The 16948-nt window shown below is 67.1% G+C and carries 16 protein-coding genes and 2 pseudogenes; 12 read left to right on the top strand and 6 right to left on the bottom strand.

Annotated elements, in window-relative coordinates; all coding sequences use genetic code 11:
• Positions 1–1182: pseudogene (locus I0Q12_RS00740) on the bottom strand (PD40 domain-containing protein); the annotation flags it as partial.
• A 127-nt stretch (positions 1183–1309) separates the two neighbouring features.
• Here I0Q12_RS00740 and thiD point away from each other — a divergent pair.
• The 6 genes and pseudogenes from thiD to I0Q12_RS00710 all read left to right on the top strand — a co-directional run bounded on the left by thiD (position 1310) and on the right by I0Q12_RS00710 (position 6375).
• Entirely contained in the window at positions 1310–2101 is a 792-nt protein-coding gene (thiD, locus tag I0Q12_RS00735; RefSeq protein ID WP_197250132.1) for a bifunctional hydroxymethylpyrimidine kinase/phosphomethylpyrimidine kinase, read from the top strand.
• Positions 2102–2446: 345 nt separating this feature from the next.
• Positions 2447–2638 carry a ferredoxin gene (locus tag I0Q12_RS00730; RefSeq protein WP_197250131.1) on the top strand — a complete coding sequence of 64 codons (192 nt, stop codon included), beginning with the start codon at positions 2447–2449 and terminating at the stop codon, positions 2636–2638.
• 51 nt (positions 2639–2689) lie between these two features.
• Positions 2690–4036, top strand: a complete 1347-nt coding sequence (locus tag I0Q12_RS00725) for a cytochrome P450 (RefSeq protein WP_197250130.1) — start codon at positions 2690–2692, stop codon at positions 4034–4036.
• Positions 4033–5197: pseudogene (locus I0Q12_RS00720) on the top strand (amidohydrolase family protein). Before I0Q12_RS00725 ends, I0Q12_RS00720 begins: the two are co-directional and overlap by 4 nt.
• A 49-nt stretch (positions 5198–5246) precedes the next feature.
• On the top strand, positions 5247–6008 hold the full coding sequence (locus I0Q12_RS00715; RefSeq protein ID WP_197250129.1) for an SDR family oxidoreductase: 762 nt from the start codon (positions 5247–5249) through the stop codon (positions 6006–6008).
• A 40-nt stretch (positions 6009–6048) separates the two neighbouring features.
• On the top strand, positions 6049–6375 hold the full coding sequence (locus I0Q12_RS00710; protein ID WP_197250128.1) for a DUF4286 family protein: 327 nt from the start codon (positions 6049–6051) through the stop codon (positions 6373–6375).
• A 54-nt stretch (positions 6376–6429) separates the two neighbouring features.
• Here the strand turns inward: I0Q12_RS00710 and I0Q12_RS00705 are convergent, their stop codons facing one another.
• The 5 genes from I0Q12_RS00705 to I0Q12_RS00685 all read right to left on the bottom strand — a co-directional run bounded on the left by I0Q12_RS00705 (position 6430) and on the right by I0Q12_RS00685 (position 10206).
• Positions 6430–7455, bottom strand: coding sequence for a DUF3445 domain-containing protein (locus I0Q12_RS00705; protein ID WP_248673552.1), 1026 nt, complete (start codon positions 7453–7455; stop codon positions 6430–6432).
• A complete protein-coding gene (locus tag I0Q12_RS00700) occupies positions 7452–8447 on the bottom strand; it encodes a PDR/VanB family oxidoreductase (protein ID WP_197250127.1) in 996 nt (331 codons plus the stop codon). Before I0Q12_RS00700 ends, I0Q12_RS00705 begins: the two co-directional genes overlap by 4 nt.
• The gene (locus I0Q12_RS00695) at positions 8447–8947 is read right to left on the bottom strand and encodes a dimethylamine monooxygenase subunit DmmA family protein (protein ID WP_197250126.1); all 501 of its coding nucleotides are present in this window, start codon (positions 8945–8947) and stop codon (positions 8447–8449) included. The genes I0Q12_RS00700 and I0Q12_RS00695 overlap by 1 nt, the downstream gene beginning before the upstream one ends.
• Positions 8948–8967: 20 nt before the next feature.
• Positions 8968–9348: an ethanolamine utilization protein gene (locus I0Q12_RS00690; protein WP_197250125.1), complete on the bottom strand. Its 381-nt coding sequence runs from the start codon at positions 9346–9348 to the stop codon at positions 8968–8970.
• Between the two features lie 192 nt (positions 9349–9540).
• Entirely contained in the window at positions 9541–10206 is a 666-nt protein-coding gene (locus tag I0Q12_RS00685) for a TetR/AcrR family transcriptional regulator (protein WP_231609776.1), read from the bottom strand.
• Positions 10207–10344: 138 nt separating this feature from the next.
• On the opposite strand from I0Q12_RS00685, the gene I0Q12_RS00680 reads away from it, so the two are divergent.
• The 6 genes from I0Q12_RS00680 to I0Q12_RS00655 form a co-directional block, all read left to right on the top strand.
• Positions 10345–12744 carry an alpha/beta fold hydrolase gene (locus I0Q12_RS00680; RefSeq protein ID WP_197250124.1) on the top strand — a complete coding sequence of 800 codons (2400 nt, stop codon included), beginning with the start codon at positions 10345–10347 and terminating at the stop codon, positions 12742–12744.
• Between the two features lie 51 nt (positions 12745–12795).
• Positions 12796–13557, top strand: a complete 762-nt coding sequence (locus I0Q12_RS00675; protein ID WP_197250123.1) for an SDR family NAD(P)-dependent oxidoreductase — start codon at positions 12796–12798, stop codon at positions 13555–13557.
• Positions 13550–14935, top strand: a complete 1386-nt coding sequence (locus tag I0Q12_RS00670) for an amidase (protein ID WP_197250122.1) — start codon at positions 13550–13552, stop codon at positions 14933–14935. Before I0Q12_RS00675 ends, I0Q12_RS00670 begins: the two co-directional genes overlap by 8 nt.
• On the top strand, positions 14932–15681 hold the full coding sequence (locus tag I0Q12_RS00665; RefSeq protein ID WP_197250121.1) for an enoyl-CoA hydratase/isomerase family protein: 750 nt from the start codon (positions 14932–14934) through the stop codon (positions 15679–15681). Before I0Q12_RS00670 ends, I0Q12_RS00665 begins: the two co-directional genes overlap by 4 nt.
• A gap of 26 nt (positions 15682–15707) precedes the next feature.
• Entirely contained in the window at positions 15708–16502 is a 795-nt protein-coding gene (locus I0Q12_RS00660) for a MaoC/PaaZ C-terminal domain-containing protein (RefSeq protein WP_197250120.1), read from the top strand.
• Between the two features lie 81 nt (positions 16503–16583).
• On the top strand, positions 16584–16948 hold a 365-nt coding region (locus tag I0Q12_RS00655), incomplete at its 3' end, for an MFS transporter (protein WP_197250119.1).

Below are 16948 nucleotides of genomic sequence, written 5' to 3'. Positions count from 1 at the left end.
TCCGGGAAGCTCCGGCAACTCGCTCGGCGCCCGCAACGGCACGACGGTGCCGCGGTCGTCGCCGGTCAGGGCGATCCGCACGGGATCCGGGGGTGCCTCGTAGGACGCGCGCAGCGCATACGCGAACCGGCCGTCCGGCGCGACCTTCACGTCGGTGTAGGCGGCGTCGTCGGTGGTGAGCGGGACGGGCACGTCGGTGCCGAGCGTGAACGCGAAAATCGGTGCGCGGCCGTGGTCGTCGGCGGTGAGCAGCAGACCCGAGCCGTCCGGCAGCCACGCCGACGATGTGGGCCAGCGGTCCCAGCCGACGGTCGTGTCCACCGTCTCCTTGGTGGCAATGTCGCACACCCGCAACGTGATCCGCGGCGGATCCTCGGGAGTGGTGACGGTCTGGTGCAGGTACGCCAGGCGGGTGCCGTCCGGGGAGATCCGGGGCGCGGTGGACTCGGCGTCCTCGTCGTCGACGATCGAGGTGCGCAGGCCGGTTTCGAGATCGACGCGCACGAGCGTGCTGCGGCGCGATGCGAGCGGGCCGGGTATCGACCACGTGGTGACGGCGAAGCTGCCGTCGGCGGCGATGTCGAGGTCGGCGTTGCGCAGCGAGCCGCGGATGCCGGGCGTCAGGTCGGCGAGGGTCTTCTCGGTGCCGACCGAGAGCAGGTGCGGGCGGTCCGGGCCGAGGTCGGCGTCCCAGTAGCGGACGGGATAGCCGGTGTGCAGGACGGCGGAGACCTTGGCGTCCTTGCGGGCCGAACGGATGCGCTCGTCGTCACTGTCGGAGTGGCCCAGCACGTTCGCGGTCACGACGATGCGATCGGCGCGGGTTGCCGTGCGCACCGCGGAGATTCCGCCCGCGCGCTGCGCGATCTGCTCCGCTTCTCCCCCGCCGGCGGGCAGCCGCCACAGCGACGCCGGATCGTCGTCGCCACCGCGCGCGGCGGTGAACAGCAGGTCGCCCGACGCGGTGAAGACCGGGTTCGATTCGCCCTTCGCACCGTGGGTGAGCCTGCGCGCCGGGTTCTGCCCCTGAGGATCGAGTTCCCACAGCGCGCCGACATAGGCGGTGGACTTCTCGTCGAGTGTGGACTGTGCGATCACCACGCGCGTGCCGTCCGGAGACAACGCGAGAGTTGTGACGCGGGGAAGGGCAAGGTAGTCGTCGAGGTCGTCGAACGCCGTCATGGCGCACACAGTAGTGCCGCGACCCGTGCAGTTCCGGGACTCTGCGGGGCGGGTGTGCGGAAAGTGGCGTGGCGGCCGGTTGTAATCTGGTTGCCGATCATCCCCACCTCGAACGGAGAACACTGCTGTGGTCGACCTCGCCTTCGTCATCGCCGGTTCGGAAGCGACCGGTGGCGCCGGCCTGCAGGCGGACCTGAAGACCTTCCAGCAGCTGGGGGTGTACGGCCTCGGCACCACGACGTGCATCGTCTCGTTCGACCCGGAGAACAACTGGGGACACCGGTTCGTGCCGATCGATCCGCAGGTCATCGCCGACCAGATCCAGGCCGCGACCGCCGCGCACAACCTCGACGTCGTGAAGATCGGCATGCTCGGCACGCCCGCGACGATCGACGTGGTCGCCGAGGCGCTGGGCCGGCAGTCCTGGCGGCACGTGGTGCTCGACCCGGTCCTGATCTGCAAGGGTCAGGAACCCGGCGCCGCCCTCGACACCGACAACGCGCTGCGCACCCAGATCCTGCCGTACGCGACTGTCGTGACCCCCAATCTCTTCGAGGCCCGAACCCTCTCCGGCATGGACAGCATCGCGTCCGTCGACGACCTGATCGAGGCCGCGCGGCGCATCCACGACCAGGGCCCGCAGTACGTCATCGCCAAGGGCGGTGTCGAGCTCGACGGCGACGACGCGGTCGACGTGCTGTTCGACGGCACCGACGTCACGCTGCTCACGGCACCGAAGATCGGCAACGAGCGCGTCTCCGGCGCAGGCTGCACCCTCGCCGCGGCGATCACCGCCGAACTCGCGAAGGGCACCGACGTCGTCCAGGCCGTCCAGATCGCGAAGGAGCTCGTCACCCGCGGCATCAAGGGCCGGGTGTCGGCGAACACCCCGTTCGACACCGTGTGGCAGGGCGCGTAGCCCGTCCCGGACCTTCCCTGATCGACGACCTCGGCAAGTAGTCGTCGCACCACCCGCTTCGCGGACCACATCCGCTCGGCCGCCAGTCATCCTTCCCTGCAATCGTCGCAGCGGATGACTGGCAGCCGAGCGGATTTTGTCGTTCAGGCCCTGCATTCCCCCTTGCACACAGCACCCTCTCAGAATACGATTCTGCCGTGACAGAAGGGGGTTCTCGTTTCTGAGACCGGTAATCTTCCCCTGGCGAGTTCCGCGTCCACGCCCGGTCGGGACGACGGCGTTCATTCACCAATGCGCTTTGAACATGTTGCGTGAGAAGACAACTCGAAGATACGGAGGACAGCGGTGAAAGTCGAAGTGGATCCGAAACGCTGCCAGGGACACACACTGTGCGCCATGGCCGCCCCGACGCTGTTCGAATTGAGCGATATCGACGGCCACGCGACAGCCGTCGACGCCGACGTTCCCGCTCACCTGGCCGACTCGGCGCGGGAAGCTGTGCGCAGCTGCCCCGAACAGGCGATCTCCGCCCTGTGACCCGCTGGGCCGCAACACCATCCACCACCGGACGCTAGAGAGGGCAATGCCGTGAGCGCTGACGAGGCCGTCATCGAGACCGATCACCGAACACCCGTATTCCAGTTCGACAGGCACGCACCGGACTACCGCGACAACTTCTCGGAGATCACCAGGGAGATGCACTCCAAGTGCCCCGTGGCCTGGTCCGACACACACGGTGGCCACTGGGTTGCCGCAGGTGGCGAGGCGGTGTTCACCCTCGCACGCTCAGCCTCCATCTCGAACGATCACGACATCAAGGGGGTTCGCCGCGGATACAAGGGCATCATGATCCCGACCGCCGTCAGGGCATCGGGAGTCCGCGGCGGGATCCTGGAGATGGACGACCCCGAACATCGCGAGTTCCGGGCCGTGCTCAATCCGTACTTGTCCCCCGCGGCCGTCGAGAAGTGGGTTCCGCTCATCGACGAGGTGATCCGCGCGTGCCTCGACGAGAAGATCGAAACGGGCAGGATCGATTTCATCGACGACCTCGTCAACATCGTCCCGGCGGTGATCACGCTGGCCATGCTGGGCATACCGGTCGCCAAATGGAAGGTGTACTGCGAACCCGTCCACGCCGCGATGTACACACCCCCGGACTCACCCGACGTCCATCGGGTGGCCGAACTGCACCGCATCATGGGTTTGGATCTCCTCTCCAGCCTCCACGAGATCCGTGAGAACCCCCGCCCCGGCATGGTGGACGCGATCGCAAGGGCCACGATCGACGGCGAGAAGCCCGACGACCTCGAACTGCTCGGCGTTCTCAGCCTCCTCATCGGTGGTGGCTTCGATACGACGACCGCCCTGACCTCGCATGCGCTCGAATGGCTCTCCCAGAATCCCGACCAGCGCGAAATCCTCAGCGCCGAACGAGACACCCTCCTCGATTCGGCCACCGAGGAGTTCCTGCGCTACTTCTGCCCGTCGGCCGGGGACGGCCGCACGTTCTCAGCAGACGTCGAACTCGACGGCGTGCAGTTCAAGGAGGGCGAACGTGTCTGGCTGTCCTGGGCGATGGCGAACCGGGATCCGGCACTGTTCACCGACCCCGACGAGATCGACCTCGAGCGTAAGGGCAACCGGCACTTCAGCTTCGGGCTCGGCGTCCATCGCTGCATCGGATCCAACCTGGCCCGCAAGATGTTCAAGCGGATGCTGGTCGCGGTGCTCGACCGCACGCCGGATTTCCGGTGCGACCCCGAAGGCACGATCCACTACGACTCCATCGGTGTCATCCAGGGCATGCGTCGGCTTCCGGCCACCTTCACACCCGGCCCCCGGCTCGGCGCCGGACTCGACGAGACCCTCGCCGCGATCCAGAAGACGGTCGACGAACAGGGACTCGCTGCGCCGGTGACCGCACGGAGATGAGCGCCGCCGACGCCCGACGGACGGCGTCACTCCCCGACCTGATCAGGACTTCGATGAACATCGACGACATGGTGATGATCAGCATCGACGACCACGTGGTCGAACCCGCTGACATCTTCGAGAAGCACTTCCCCAAGAGCCTGATCGACCAGGCGCCCAAACTCACGGCCAACCCGCGCAACCCCAACGTGCAGGCATGGCAGTTCCAGGGCACGATTGTCGGCAGTTCCGGCCTCAACGCCGTGGTCTCGTGGCCCAAACACGAATGGGGCATGGATCCCACGGGCTACGCCGAGATGCGACCCGCCGTCTACGACATGGATCTGCGGGTGCGCGACATGGACGCCAACGGCACCCTCGCCGCAACCCTGTTCGCGACCTTCCCCGGCTTCGCCGGCACCCATCTCGCGAGCCTGCCCGACAAGAAGCTGTCCCTCGCCGCGTGCAAGGCCTTCAACGACTGGGTCGTCGGCGAGGTCCCCGACGCCCATCCCGGACGGTTCATCCCGATCGGCATCATCCCGTTCTTCGACGTGGACGAGTCGGTCGCCGAAATCCACCGCATCGCCGCGATGGGATGCCGCTCGATCAGCATTCCCGAAACCCCCTACGGCGTCGGCGAGGGATTCCCCGACTTCAAGTCCGGCTACTGGGATCCGATCTTCCGGGCGTGCGTCGAGCACGGCATCGTCCTCAGCCTGCACATCGTGGGTCGCGCCGTGGCTCGACCGGCTCGAACGCCACATCGTCAACCAGTCCTGGACCGGAGTGAGCTTCCTGCCCGACAACATGTCCCCTACGGAGGTCTGGCGGAACAACTTCCTGGCCTGCTACATCACCGAGCCGAGTGGCCTGAACAACCGCCACCGCCTGGGAATCGACACCATCGCATGGGAATGCGACTACCCCCACTCCGATTCGACCTGGCCGAGATCGCCGGAAATCCTGAAGGCCGAGCTGGACGCCGCCCGGTGCACCGACGAAGAGATCGACAAGATCACCTTCGCCAATGCCGCGCGGTTCTTCGGCTGGGATCCGTTCGCGCACATCCCGCGCGAGCAGGCCACCGTCGGCGCACTGCGAGCACGGGCCACCGATGTGGACATCAGCGAGACGTCCAAGGAGGAGTACCGCCGGCGCTACGAGCTCGCGCACCCCTGAGCCCTCCGGGACTCGACATCCGATCCGCTTCGACCGAGAAGGAACATCCATGACAGACACCCCACAGCTGTCCGGCAAGGTCGCGATCGTCACCGGCGCCGGAGGCGGGATCGGCCGGGCCTATTCCCGGGGTCTCGCCGAAGCCGGGGCAGCGGTGGTTCTCGCAGACGTCAACCTCGATTCCGCGACCGCGGCCGCCGAGGAACTGACAGCCGCGGGTCATCGCGCACTCGCGGTCCGTGTCGACGTCAGCGACGAAGCGAGCACGACCGAGATGGCGGCAACCGCGGCGGAACACTTCGGGTCCGTCGACATCCTGGTGAACAACGCGGGCCTGATGGCCGAAGTCGTCGGCGAGGGGACGCTCACCACGATGGAGCTCGACCTCTGGAACCGCACGCTCGGCGTCAACCTGACGGGCCCGCTGCTGTGCACCCGCGCCGTGGTGCCGTACATGAAGGAACGCGGCTACGGCAAGATCGTGAACCAGTCCTCGAGCGGTGCCTTCATGGCCGCACAGGCATACGGCATCACCAAGCTCGGGCTGGTGAGTATGACCGTGTCGCTGGCCCGCGAGCTGGCACCGTTCGGAATTCGCGTGAACGCCATCGCACCCGGAATGGTCAACACCGAAGCCGGTTCGATCGCATCACCGCCGGAACTCAAGGAAATGGTCAAGCACGCCATCCCGTTCCCTTTCGGCGAACCGGAGGAACTCGTCCCCGGTCTGCTGTACCTCGTGTCCTCGGGAAGCGACTGGGTTACCGGCCACACCCTCAACATCGACGGCGGCTGGGTCGTTCGCGTCTGAATCCCTTGTTCGACACAACTTCTCACAGACAGGAACACCAATGAAGCACTACCTGCTCGTCGAGTCGTACCCCTCCCACCCCGAGCGGCTGGAAGAGTTCAACAAGTGGTACGACGAGGTCCACATCCCCGAGGTGGTCGCGCTCGACGGATTCGTGGGCGCCACGCGCCTGAGCCCTGCCGACGCCGACGGTGGCCCGTCGGTCACGCTGTACGAACTCGAGGGCGATCCCCACGTGGCCAAGGCCAACGTCCATGCCGCGGCGGCGGCGAAGCAACTGAACATGTCGGACTCGTTGAGCTACGGCCCCATCCCGAAGATGCGGATCATGGAGGTGAAGTCCGAGCACTCCAAGTCCTCCGGATAGCCCGTGCCCGTGCGCGTTTTCGGTAGCCACCGCTACCGAAAACGCGCACGACGGTCAGGGGCGGACACCTCCGAATTCGCGCAGCCACTTCAGACCCGGCTCGCGGGTGCGGGTGATGCCCTTGTAATCGGCCATGTCCTCGGGCAGTTCGTCGAGCACACGGTAGAGGCGGTCGGCCCATTCGGGCACCCGGGCGATGTCCTCGAACGACAGCAGGTAGGTGCGGATGAGGAACATGATCGCGCCGGACGTACCGAGGCGCACGAGGTGCTGGACCTCGACGCGCAGGTGCAGCCGCCGCCCCACGTCTTCGAGAGGTCCCTCGGCGAGCAGTCGCCGGTCCCGGCCCCATTCGGGATAGGTCTCGGTGGACTGGTCGAGCCGGCGATCGACGCTGAGCGACCAGTTGGTGCGCCGGTAGCACTGTCCCGGCTGCAGCCCCATGAGGAACTGCTGGGCGCGCGGGATCACCCCTTCGGCATGGACACGCGGTACCGGACCGTGGATCTGGAGAAAACTCATGCCGACGTCGAAGCGCAGCGACCAGTCGGCCGCGAAGGTCACCAGGCCGGCGTCACCCCACAGCGCTCCCTCGCGCTGGTCGAGCAACACGACGTCCTCCTGGATCTGCCTGCCGATGAAGCGCAGCGGAGACTCGGGAAGCGTGGACCGCTCACCGAAGACGAAGGCCTGTTCGACGTCGAGCACCCGGTTGCTCCAGCGCAGGATCGCGCCGTCACGGTCGAGCGCGAACGTGCGCGGGTCGGCGTCGGTGAGCATCCGCATGAGCGTGACCATCGCGTCCCACTGCGCGATCTCCATGTGCGGAAGGGATTGGAAGCGAGTGTGATCGGCAGCGAGAATGCGCTCACGCTCGGCGAGGTCGTCGAGGTAGCAGCCGTCGATGTCGACGGGATGCCGGCCCCATCCGCCCGCAGCAGTTTCCACCACGCTTCCGGCGGGTTCGAGGTTGGTGCTGTAGCGGTAGGTGTCGCGGGCGAACGGAAACGGGAAACGTGCAATCCGATCCGGAAGATCGGTGCCGCTGTCACGGATCGCGAAATCTATTGTTGCACTCACAGATCCAACTCCAATCTCTCTCCGCTCGCGCGGGAGACACACGGCATCAGGCAATCCCCCACTTCCTTCTCCGCCTCACCGAGATACAGGTCGCGATGGTCGATCCCACCACCGGTAGCGGGCAGGCGGCATTCGCCACACACGCCCTGCCGGCAGAGGTTGGGTACCGCGATCCCTTCGGATTCGAGTGCTTCGAGCAGGCTCACGCCGGAGTCGACCACGACATCGAGACCACTGCGGCGCAGGTGCGCGGTGAACGGCGCGCCCGGGTCGAGCGCGCCGACACCGAAGTGCTCGTAGTGGACGCGCGCGTCGGGCCATCCGGCGGCCCGGGCACGCGTTGCGAGGTCGTCGATGAGACCGGACGGGCCGCAGACGTACATGTGCGCCCCGATGGGCTGATCCAGCAGCACGGAGTCCACGTGGGCACGGAAGCGATCCTTCGAATCGTAGGTCCGCAATCGGTCCCCGCAGAGTTTCCGCAGTTCTTCGAGGTGGGGGCCGTCCCCGTCGCGGAAAACGTAGTGCACCTCGAACGAGCGCGCCCACTGCACGGCGGCGCGGACGTGGGACAGTATCGGGGTGACTCCGATGCCACCCGCGACGAGCACGTGGTGCCGGGCCGTGAGGACCGGAGCGAAAGCGCTACGCGGGGTGGAGATCGAAACACGATCGCCGACCCTCAGGTCCTGGATCCACCGCGACCCGCCGCGTCCGGATTCCTCGAGCCGCACCGAGATCGCGTAGTGGTCGGGTTCGAACGAGGGACCGGTCAGCGAATAGGAATTGCGCCGCGCTCGCCCGTCGGGTCCCGTGCCGCACGCGACGACGACGTGACTGCCGGGAGTGAAGGACGGCAACGACCGACCTCCCGGATCGGCCAGGCGAACGTGCCGGACGGTGGGAGACAATTCGATCGTGTCGGTGACCGACAGATACAGGTCCGTCTCGGCACGCGCATACCCTGCCGAGGCATCCGACATCAGCGTCATCAGAGCTCCTCCGCATCGATCATGTAGCCGAGATAGGCGCCGTGCAGGCGCGAAACATGGTGGTAGACGACCAGTTCCGATGCACAGGTCGGACATGTCGTGCACTGTCCGATCCCGACCTCCGCGAGATGCGTGGCGTGACAGTGCGCGCAGTAGACGCTGCGCGTCGTCACGTCGATCGGAACGGGGAGGATCTCGGCGTCGAGAAGTCCTCCGGCCACGGCCGCCGCTCGCGCCGACAGCACTGCAGCCTCCGGCCCGACGAGAACCAGTCGCCACCCCACCCGGGCGGCACTCAGTTGACGTTCGAGGACCTCCGCCGCGGTGTCACCCCACACGGTCGGCAGTCGTAACCAGCCGACTCGACGGCCTCCGAAGGACGACACGAGACTCCGCGCTTGCGCGAGTGCGGCGTCACCGAAGGACAGAATGGTCACCGAGCGTCCGCCCTCTGCGATGCGCCGCTCTTCCTCCCATCTCGGCACGCTGGTGGTATCCATACAGACGCTCATCGCATCACCTACGGCGCGAAGGACCGGTGGCCGACGTAGAACGCGAGCGCGCCCTCGGGGGTGGTGAAGCGGATGCGAGATCCCTTGGGAAAGAAGATCGCATCGCGAGCTCGCGCGATCTCGACCTGCCCGGTGTCGAGGTTCTCGAGGCGGAACTCGCCGTCGAGAACCACCTTCATCTCGTCGTACTCGTACATGTAGTCGAGCGGAGCCTCGGTGGGTTCGAGGGCGAAGTACCCCGCCGCCATCTCCGATCCGTCGGGGTTCGGATAGACGTCGTCGATGTACCCCTTCGTTCCCGGGAATTCGTCGAGCGACATCTGCGGGAGCGTCTTCCAGAATCCGGAGGTCACCCGGAAAACGGGTGCTGTGGTCGTGGTCTCGGACATGAGAACTCCTCGGAAAGGAATGCGCGAACGCGCGCTGTGCGGCGAAACGTCGATCGCTGACGTGAAACACACGATAATGCGAAGAAACGCAGCGATGGGTTGCCGCTCGGTTAACGCGTGTAACCGATTCCTCTCGGAAGCACGACTTTCGGGCCGCGGGCCATGAAGCCCGCGGCCCGAACGAAGAGTTCGTCAGTTGCCGGATCCGAAGAAAGCGCGGTGCCAGATGCGCGTGACGATCTGCGCTCCCTGCTCGACCGGCATCGGAGACCGCTGGAGAGCATCCTGGGCATACCAGACGTAGGCGGACTGTTCCACCATGCACGCGGCGGCCTCGACCACGCCCCGCACGTCGAGACCGCCGACCGTGTCCATGCCACACTTCACCTTGAGCACGGTGGTGAACCGGTCGATGTGCCGATTGCGCATCGACCACCAGATCTCGCGGAAACGCGGGTCGACGCTCGCAGCCTCGACGAGAGTCCGCATGATGTCGCGGTTTTCGTAGTAGTGAGACAGGTAACCGGTGTTCGCTTCGAGCAGCGCCTGGTACGGATCGTCCTCGATGCGGTGCTCGGTCGCACCACTGGCACGGAACAGATCGTCGTGCGTGTCGGCGATCAACGTCGCAAACAGGTCCTCCTTGTCACTGAAGTACCTGTACAACCCCCCGAGCGACATCCCGGCTTCCGTCGCGACGCCACTCATGGTGGCGCCGACGTAACCGTCGCGAGCAAAGACCGAGCGCGCCGCTTCCAGCAGCTTGGTGCGGGTACGGCGCCCCTTGGTGGTGTTCGGCAGGTGCGACATGTCCCTCCTTTCGTTGCGGGCATCGTAGCCGTTCAACACAATGTTCATCAGAGTTAACAAAAAAGCGACGTCACTCTCTTGACGTGAGCCACGTTACTACTCCAGAATCGTTTCATCGACATCGCGTCCCTTCCCGCGACGCCTCTTTTGCTTCTTCATCCGGCTTCCACCGAAACGGAGTCCCCCGTGAATTCCCGCGCAACCACTCTCGCCACCGTCGTGCAGGGCCACACCGCCGGCACCCGGACTCCCCTCGAACTCTTCCTCGACCACCTCGAGCGCGATCCCCACGCCCTCGCCGTCTGCGACGACCGAGGACACGCCCTGTCCCGCGCCGAACTGTGGGAGCTGGCCGGCGAGGTCGAGCAGGAACTTGCCGTCCATGGTCTGGGCGAAGGCGATCTCGCCATCGTCTGCATGCCCAACTGGACCGAGTGGATGACGTCCTATCTGGGTGTCGCGCGACGCGGGATGATCGCCGGCACCCTGCCGGTGACCACCGACCCCCGATCCATCGCCTACACCGCGAACCTCGTGGGTGCGAAGGTTGTCGTGCTTCCCCTCGAACATCGCGGCCGCGACTTCGTCGCCGAATCCGAGGTTCTGGCAGAAGAACTCGGACGCGAGGTGAAGATCCTCCTCGTCGACGGTGACGGAACCCGCACCTGGCGTACCTTCGGCGGCGCACCGGTGACGATCCCGGCCTATCCGGACGACCTGGTCCACGTGCTGTTCTCGTCGAGCACCACCGGAAAGTCGAAGGCGATCGCACATTCCGAGGCGAGCCTGAGCGCCTATAACCGGATGGTCATCGACCGCTACGAGGTCTCCGGTGAACGGCCGATCTTCATGCCCTCCCCGCTCGGTCACAGCACGGGCTTCTGGCACGGCGCCCGGATGTCGCTGATGACGGGTGCCTCCCTCGTCCTGCAGGATGCCTGGAAGCCCCGCCGGGCGCTCGAGCTCGTCGAGAAGTACGGCTGCGAGATCACCGTGGCCGCAACTCCTTTCCTCAAGGACATCGTCGACACCGAATGGGATTCCACAGCACCCAAGCTGGCCGGGATGCGGATCTTCCTGTGCGGCGGCGCCCCCGTCGCCCCGAGCCTCATCGAACTGGCGCAGGAACAGATGCCCGACACCCGTATCGCGGCGATCTGGGCGATGAGCGAGGGCGGCGCGACCTCGAGCCTGCCGGGCGACTCCACGGAGCTCGTTGCGCACACCTGTGGCAAGGTGATGCCCGGCGTGACGCTCGAGACGATCCGCGAGGACGGCACGCTCGCACCGCGCGGGACCGACGGTGAAATCGTCATGCGTACCCCGTCGCTCTTCCTCGGCTACATCGGCCAGGAACAGCTCTACCGCGAGTCGTTCACGAACGACGGCTGGTTCCGCACCGGCGACACCGGAATCGTGGACGACAACGGCTACCTGCGTCTGACCGGACGTCTCAAGGACCTCATCATCCGCGGCGGCGTCAACATCTCCCCCGTCGAGATCGAGAACGCCGTCTCGGGGCACCCGCAGGTCGCGCGCGTGGCCGTCGTCGGCGGCCCCGACGACCGACTCGGTGAACGGATCTGCGCGGTGATCCAGCCGCTCGGCGCCGCCCCGACCTTCGACGAACTCGTCGGATGGCTCGCGGATCGCGACGTGCCTCGGAGGTTGTGGCCGGAGTCGATCCGCATTCTGCCCACCATGCCGGAGACCCCCGCCGGGAAGATCCGCAAGAACGTTCTCAGAGAACTGATCTCGTCAGGAGAAGATATGACCAGCAGCACCGTCGACCTCACGACGCAGACCGTCACGCTCCGCGACATCGACGTGACCTACACCCGCGCCGGTGAGGGCCCCGCGGTCGTGCTGATCCACGGACTCGCCGAAGATCACCGCAGCTGGCGCGCCGTCCAGGAAGCCGGACTGCCGGTGACCACCTACGCCTACGACCTCCGTGGGCACGGACGCACCACCGTCGGCTCGCCCGCCGGCACTCTCGCCCAGCTGCGCGACGATCTGATCGCCTTCCTCGAAGAGGTCACCGGTCCCGCGATCTGCGTCGGCTTCTCTCTCGGCGGCACCGTCGTCCTCTCCGCCGCGGCCGAGCGCCCCGACCTCGTGACGAAGGTCGTCGCACTGGGCACCTCGAGTGTCGTCGGCCGCGGAGCGGCAGGCTTCTACGCCGGCCGCATCGAACTCTTCCGCGGCACCGACGCCGAGGAGCAGCGCACCGCCCTCCGCGCCGATACCGCTGCTGCCCTGCACAGCCCGGACTCCGACCTCGACGCCGTCACGGACTTCCGGCTCGAAGCCGTCGGCGGGGCGCAGGGTTACATCAACGCCTCCACCGCCATGGCCGCACTGGTCGAGTCGCCGCTCACCCCCGAGTTGGCCCGGATCGGGAGCGAGACCGAGGTCGCGATCGTCGGTGCCGACCACGACACCTTCTGCCCGAAGAAGGCCGCGGACATCATCCTCGGTGCGATCGAGCACGCCACCTACTCCGAGATCACCGGTGCCGGCCACCTGATGCTCGTGGACCAGCCCGAGCAGTCGATCGAGACGCTTCGCCGACTTCTCCCCTGAGAAGCGCTACCGATCAATCACTTCCAGAACACCGTCCTTCCGAAAGGCTCCATGATGCAAGAACGTCCCACCGCCCTCGTCACCGCCGCCGCGGGCGCAGGAATCGGCGCCGCCATCGCCACCCGCCTCGCCGCCGACGGTTTCGATGTCGTCATCACCGACGTCCACGAGCGCCGCAGCCAGGAACTGGCCGCGAAGCTGGCCGGCGAGCACGGACGCGACTTCGACAGCTACGTCCTCGACGTCACCGACGAGGCCCGGGTCGAGGCCGTCGTGTCCGAGATCGCCGCGAAGAAGGGCCGCCTCGACGTTCTCGTCAACAACGCCGGCTGGAGCAAGATCGAGCCCGTCGCCGAGATGTCCTCCGAGACCTGGAAGCGTTGCCTCGATGTCGACCTGAACGGCACCTTCTACACCATGCGCTACGCGCTTCCGGTGATGCAGAAGAACAACTCCGGCGCAATCGTCAACATCAGCTCGATCGCCGCCTACGAGACCAGCACGGAGCACGGCGCCGCCTACTCCGCAGCCAAGGCCGGTGTCCTTGCCCTCACCCGCGTCGCCGCCGCCGAGAACGGCAAGCACGGCATCCGGGTCAACGCCATCACCCCGGGCCTGATCTACAACGACTTCCTCCGCAAGATCTACCCGGACGAGTTCTTCTCCGGCTACGCCGAGAACCGCTCCCTCGTCGGCCGTGTCGGCCGCCCCGAGGACGTCGCCGGGCTGGTGTCGTTCCTGGTCGGACCCGACGCCGGTTACGTCACCGGCGAGGTCTACGGCATCAGCGGTGGGGTGCACCCGCATGGCTGAGAACCCGCTGCACCTGCCCATCCGTGAGCTCACCGACGCCTACGCGCGTGGTGACCTGAACCCCATCGACGTCACCGAGGAGGTCCTCGACCGGATCGAGCGATTCGATCCGGAGGTGCGCGCCTACGTGACGGTCACGGCCGATCTGGCTCGTTTCCAGGCGGCCGACGCGGCCGATCGGTACTCCCGCGGGGAGCGCGCCCCGCTCCTCGGGGTCCCGGTATCCATCAAGGACGCCTTCCACCTCGCGGACACGGAGACCGGCCTCGGATCGCTGACCCAGCGCGGGCGCGTCGCCCGGTCGGATTCCGGTGCCGTCGCCCGCCTGCGTGCAGCGGGTTCCGTGATGCCGGGCAAGACGAGCGTTCCCGAGTTCTGCCAGTCCGCCACCAGCGACAACCTGCTCGGTCCCGAGACCGGCAACCCGTGGGATCCGACGCGGACCCCGGGCGGTTCGAGTGGCGGCGCGGCGGCCTCGGTCGGTGCCGGCCTCGCCACGATCGGACTCGGTTCGGACGGCGGCGGATCCATCCGGATCCCCGCGGCCTTCAGCGGCCTCGTGGGATACAAGCCGACCACCGGTTTGTGTGCGGACGAGCGCGGCTTCCGGGCGATGACGGACTTCGTCACGGCCGGTCCGCTCGCCTGGACGGTGGACGACGCCCGCATCATGACCGAGATCCTCGCCGAGACGAGTTTCGCCCGTGCCTCGGTACCGAACCGACGGATCGCCTTCTGCCCACGTCCGGACGGACGTCCCGTCGATCCCGCCGTCGTCCGCACGGTCGAGGCCGCCGCCTCCATCCTGTCGGATCTCGGTCACGAGGTCGTCGAGACCGACATCCCGATCCACGGCTGGAACGAGATCTTCGGGCCCCTCGTGCTCGACGACGAACTCCGCGAGCGGGCGCATCTGCTCGAACGTCCGGAACTGCTCACCCCGTACGAACGCGCAAGCCTGCGCGCCGCGGAGCAGCTGACCAGCGCCGAGGTCGCCCTCGCACGCGAGGCACTGGGTGATTTCCGCCGCCGTGTCGACAGCTTCCTGCACGACTTCGACGCGATCCTCACCCCCACGGTCGCGACCGTTGCGTTCCCCCACGAACAGCGGCCGAAGACGATCGACGGCGAGAAGGCGGACTGGTTGTGGGGCGCCTTCCCCTTCACCTCGCCGTTCAATGTCGCTGCAACACCTGCGATCTCGCTTCCCGCGGGGACCTCGGAAGGACTGCCGATCGGTGTCCAGCTGGTCACCGCTCGCGGCCGCGACGCCGACCTGCTGAACCTCGCGGAGTCCTTGGAGTCGGCACTCGGTTTCGACTACGCTCCGGTGCGCGAGCGCTGGGCGTCCCGGCCGGTCCCGGAGCCGGTGTCGTGACCGCCGGGCTCGACTGCCGGCGCCACGGGGGCGTCCTCGAGATCGTCCTCGACCGTCCGGACCGGCGCAACGCTCTCTCCCGGGAACTTCTCCGCGAACTCCGCCGGGTCTTCACCGACCTGCCGGACGGAATCCGTGCCGTGGTCCTCACGAGTTCGGGACGGGTGTTCTGTGCGGGCGCGGACTTCGCCGATCTGACAGGCACTTCCGCCGACCTCGACTACGACCGGGATCTCGAGGACGCATGCGCCTCGATCCGCAACAGCGCGGTTCCCGTCGTCGCCGTCGTCGACGGGGCATGCGTCGGCGCCGGTGTCGAGCTCGCCACCTCGTGCGACGTCCGGATCGTCGGCCCGCGAGCATGGTTCCGGGTCCCGGCCGTCGAACTCGGGTTGCTGTACAACCCGGCGTCGATCCGCCGGGTCCACGCCACGCTGCCCCGCACGACGGTCACCCGGCTGCTGGTGCTCGCCGAACGATTCGACGCCGACGACGCGGTACGCAGCGGACTGGCCACCCATTCCGCGGACGGGGATCCGCGCGAGCACGCTCTGACGCTTGCGGAGCGGCTCGTCGGTCTCCCGGAGGACGCCTTCTCCACGACACGGGACCTGCTCCGCAGACTCGACGACGGAGACTACGACGACGCCGCATGGCAGGCCACTCGAATCCGCTTGATGGACAGCACCGCTCGACACGAGGCCGTCGCCGCGGCCTCCGAGCGGCACGGCGCCTCCGCCTCCTGACACCCTCTCCACCCCAAGGAAAGCTCATGAACGCAGTTGCCTCCCTGAAGGGCTACGACCTCGGTAGCCGTGTCGTCTCGTACGACGAATCCGACGCGATCCTCTACGCGCTGTGCGTCGGCGCGCGCCCGGACCAGCTGCCGCTGGTCTACGAGCGGGATCTGCACGTGCTGCCGACCTTCGGCCTGGGTCTGGGCCTGTGGGCGGTCGAGGAAGCCGGCGAGCTCGGCGCCTACGACCGGCTGAAGTCGCTCCACGCGGCACAGCAGCTGACAGTCCATGCGCCCTTCCCTCGCTCGGGCAAGCTCGAGATGCGTGCCCGCGTCGCCGACGTCTGGGACAAGGGATCCGCGGCGACCGTCGACATCGCCGTCGAGTGCGAGCAGTTCACCGCGACCTACTCGATCCACCTGCCCGGCTCGGGCGGCTGGGGCGGTGAACGCGCACCCTCCGCGCCGCGGATCGATCTCGAATCCGCTCCGTTCCGGCAGGATTCCCACATCGCCGCAAACCTGCCGGCCCTGTACCGCCTCACCGGCGATCTGCATCCCGTCCACATCGACCCGGAGGTCTCTTCGGGCTACGGCTTCGAACGACCCATCCTGCACGGCCTGTGCACGCTGGGCATCGCGGCGCGCACCGTCGCCGAGGTCGCCGGAGCCCAGCCGTGGGAACTCCGGGAGCTCCGAGCCCGCTTCGCGGCGCCGGTTCTGCCCGACGCCACGCTGACCGTCCGGGCACAGGCCGCCGGCACGAACGTCGACTTCGACGCACGCATCGGCGACACCGGTGTCCTCTCGGGCGGGCACGCGGAATTCTGACCGCACACCACGTTCGACCCCCAGCTCTACAGAAGGAAATTCCCCCGCTCCACAGGAAAGTCCCGCCGAAAGGGCACATCCATGACCGCACACGCCGCTTCCAGCTTCGGAACCAAGCAGCAAAAACGCGCGTTCCTCGCCAGTCTCGTCGGCACCACCGTCGAGTGGTTCGACTTCTTCATCTACGCCACAGCCGCCACGCTCGTCTTCTCGACGATCTTCTTCCCGAAGCTGGGATCGAATGTCGGCATCCTGGCCTCCTTCGCGACCCTCGGTGTCGCCTTCCTCGCCCGCCCGGTCGGCGCGTTCATCTTCGGCCATCTCGGTGACCGCCTGGGCCGCCGCACGACGCTGATCACGACGCTGACCGTGATGGGTGCCTCCACCGGCCTCATCGGTCTGCTGCCCACCTGGGAGCAGGTCGGCATCTGGGCTCCCGTCATGCT

Source organism: Rhodococcus sp. CX (assembly GCF_015865005.1).
Lineage (GTDB): Bacteria > Actinomycetota > Actinomycetes > Mycobacteriales > Mycobacteriaceae > Rhodococcus.
This window is presented reverse-complemented; position numbering and strand designations above follow the sequence as displayed.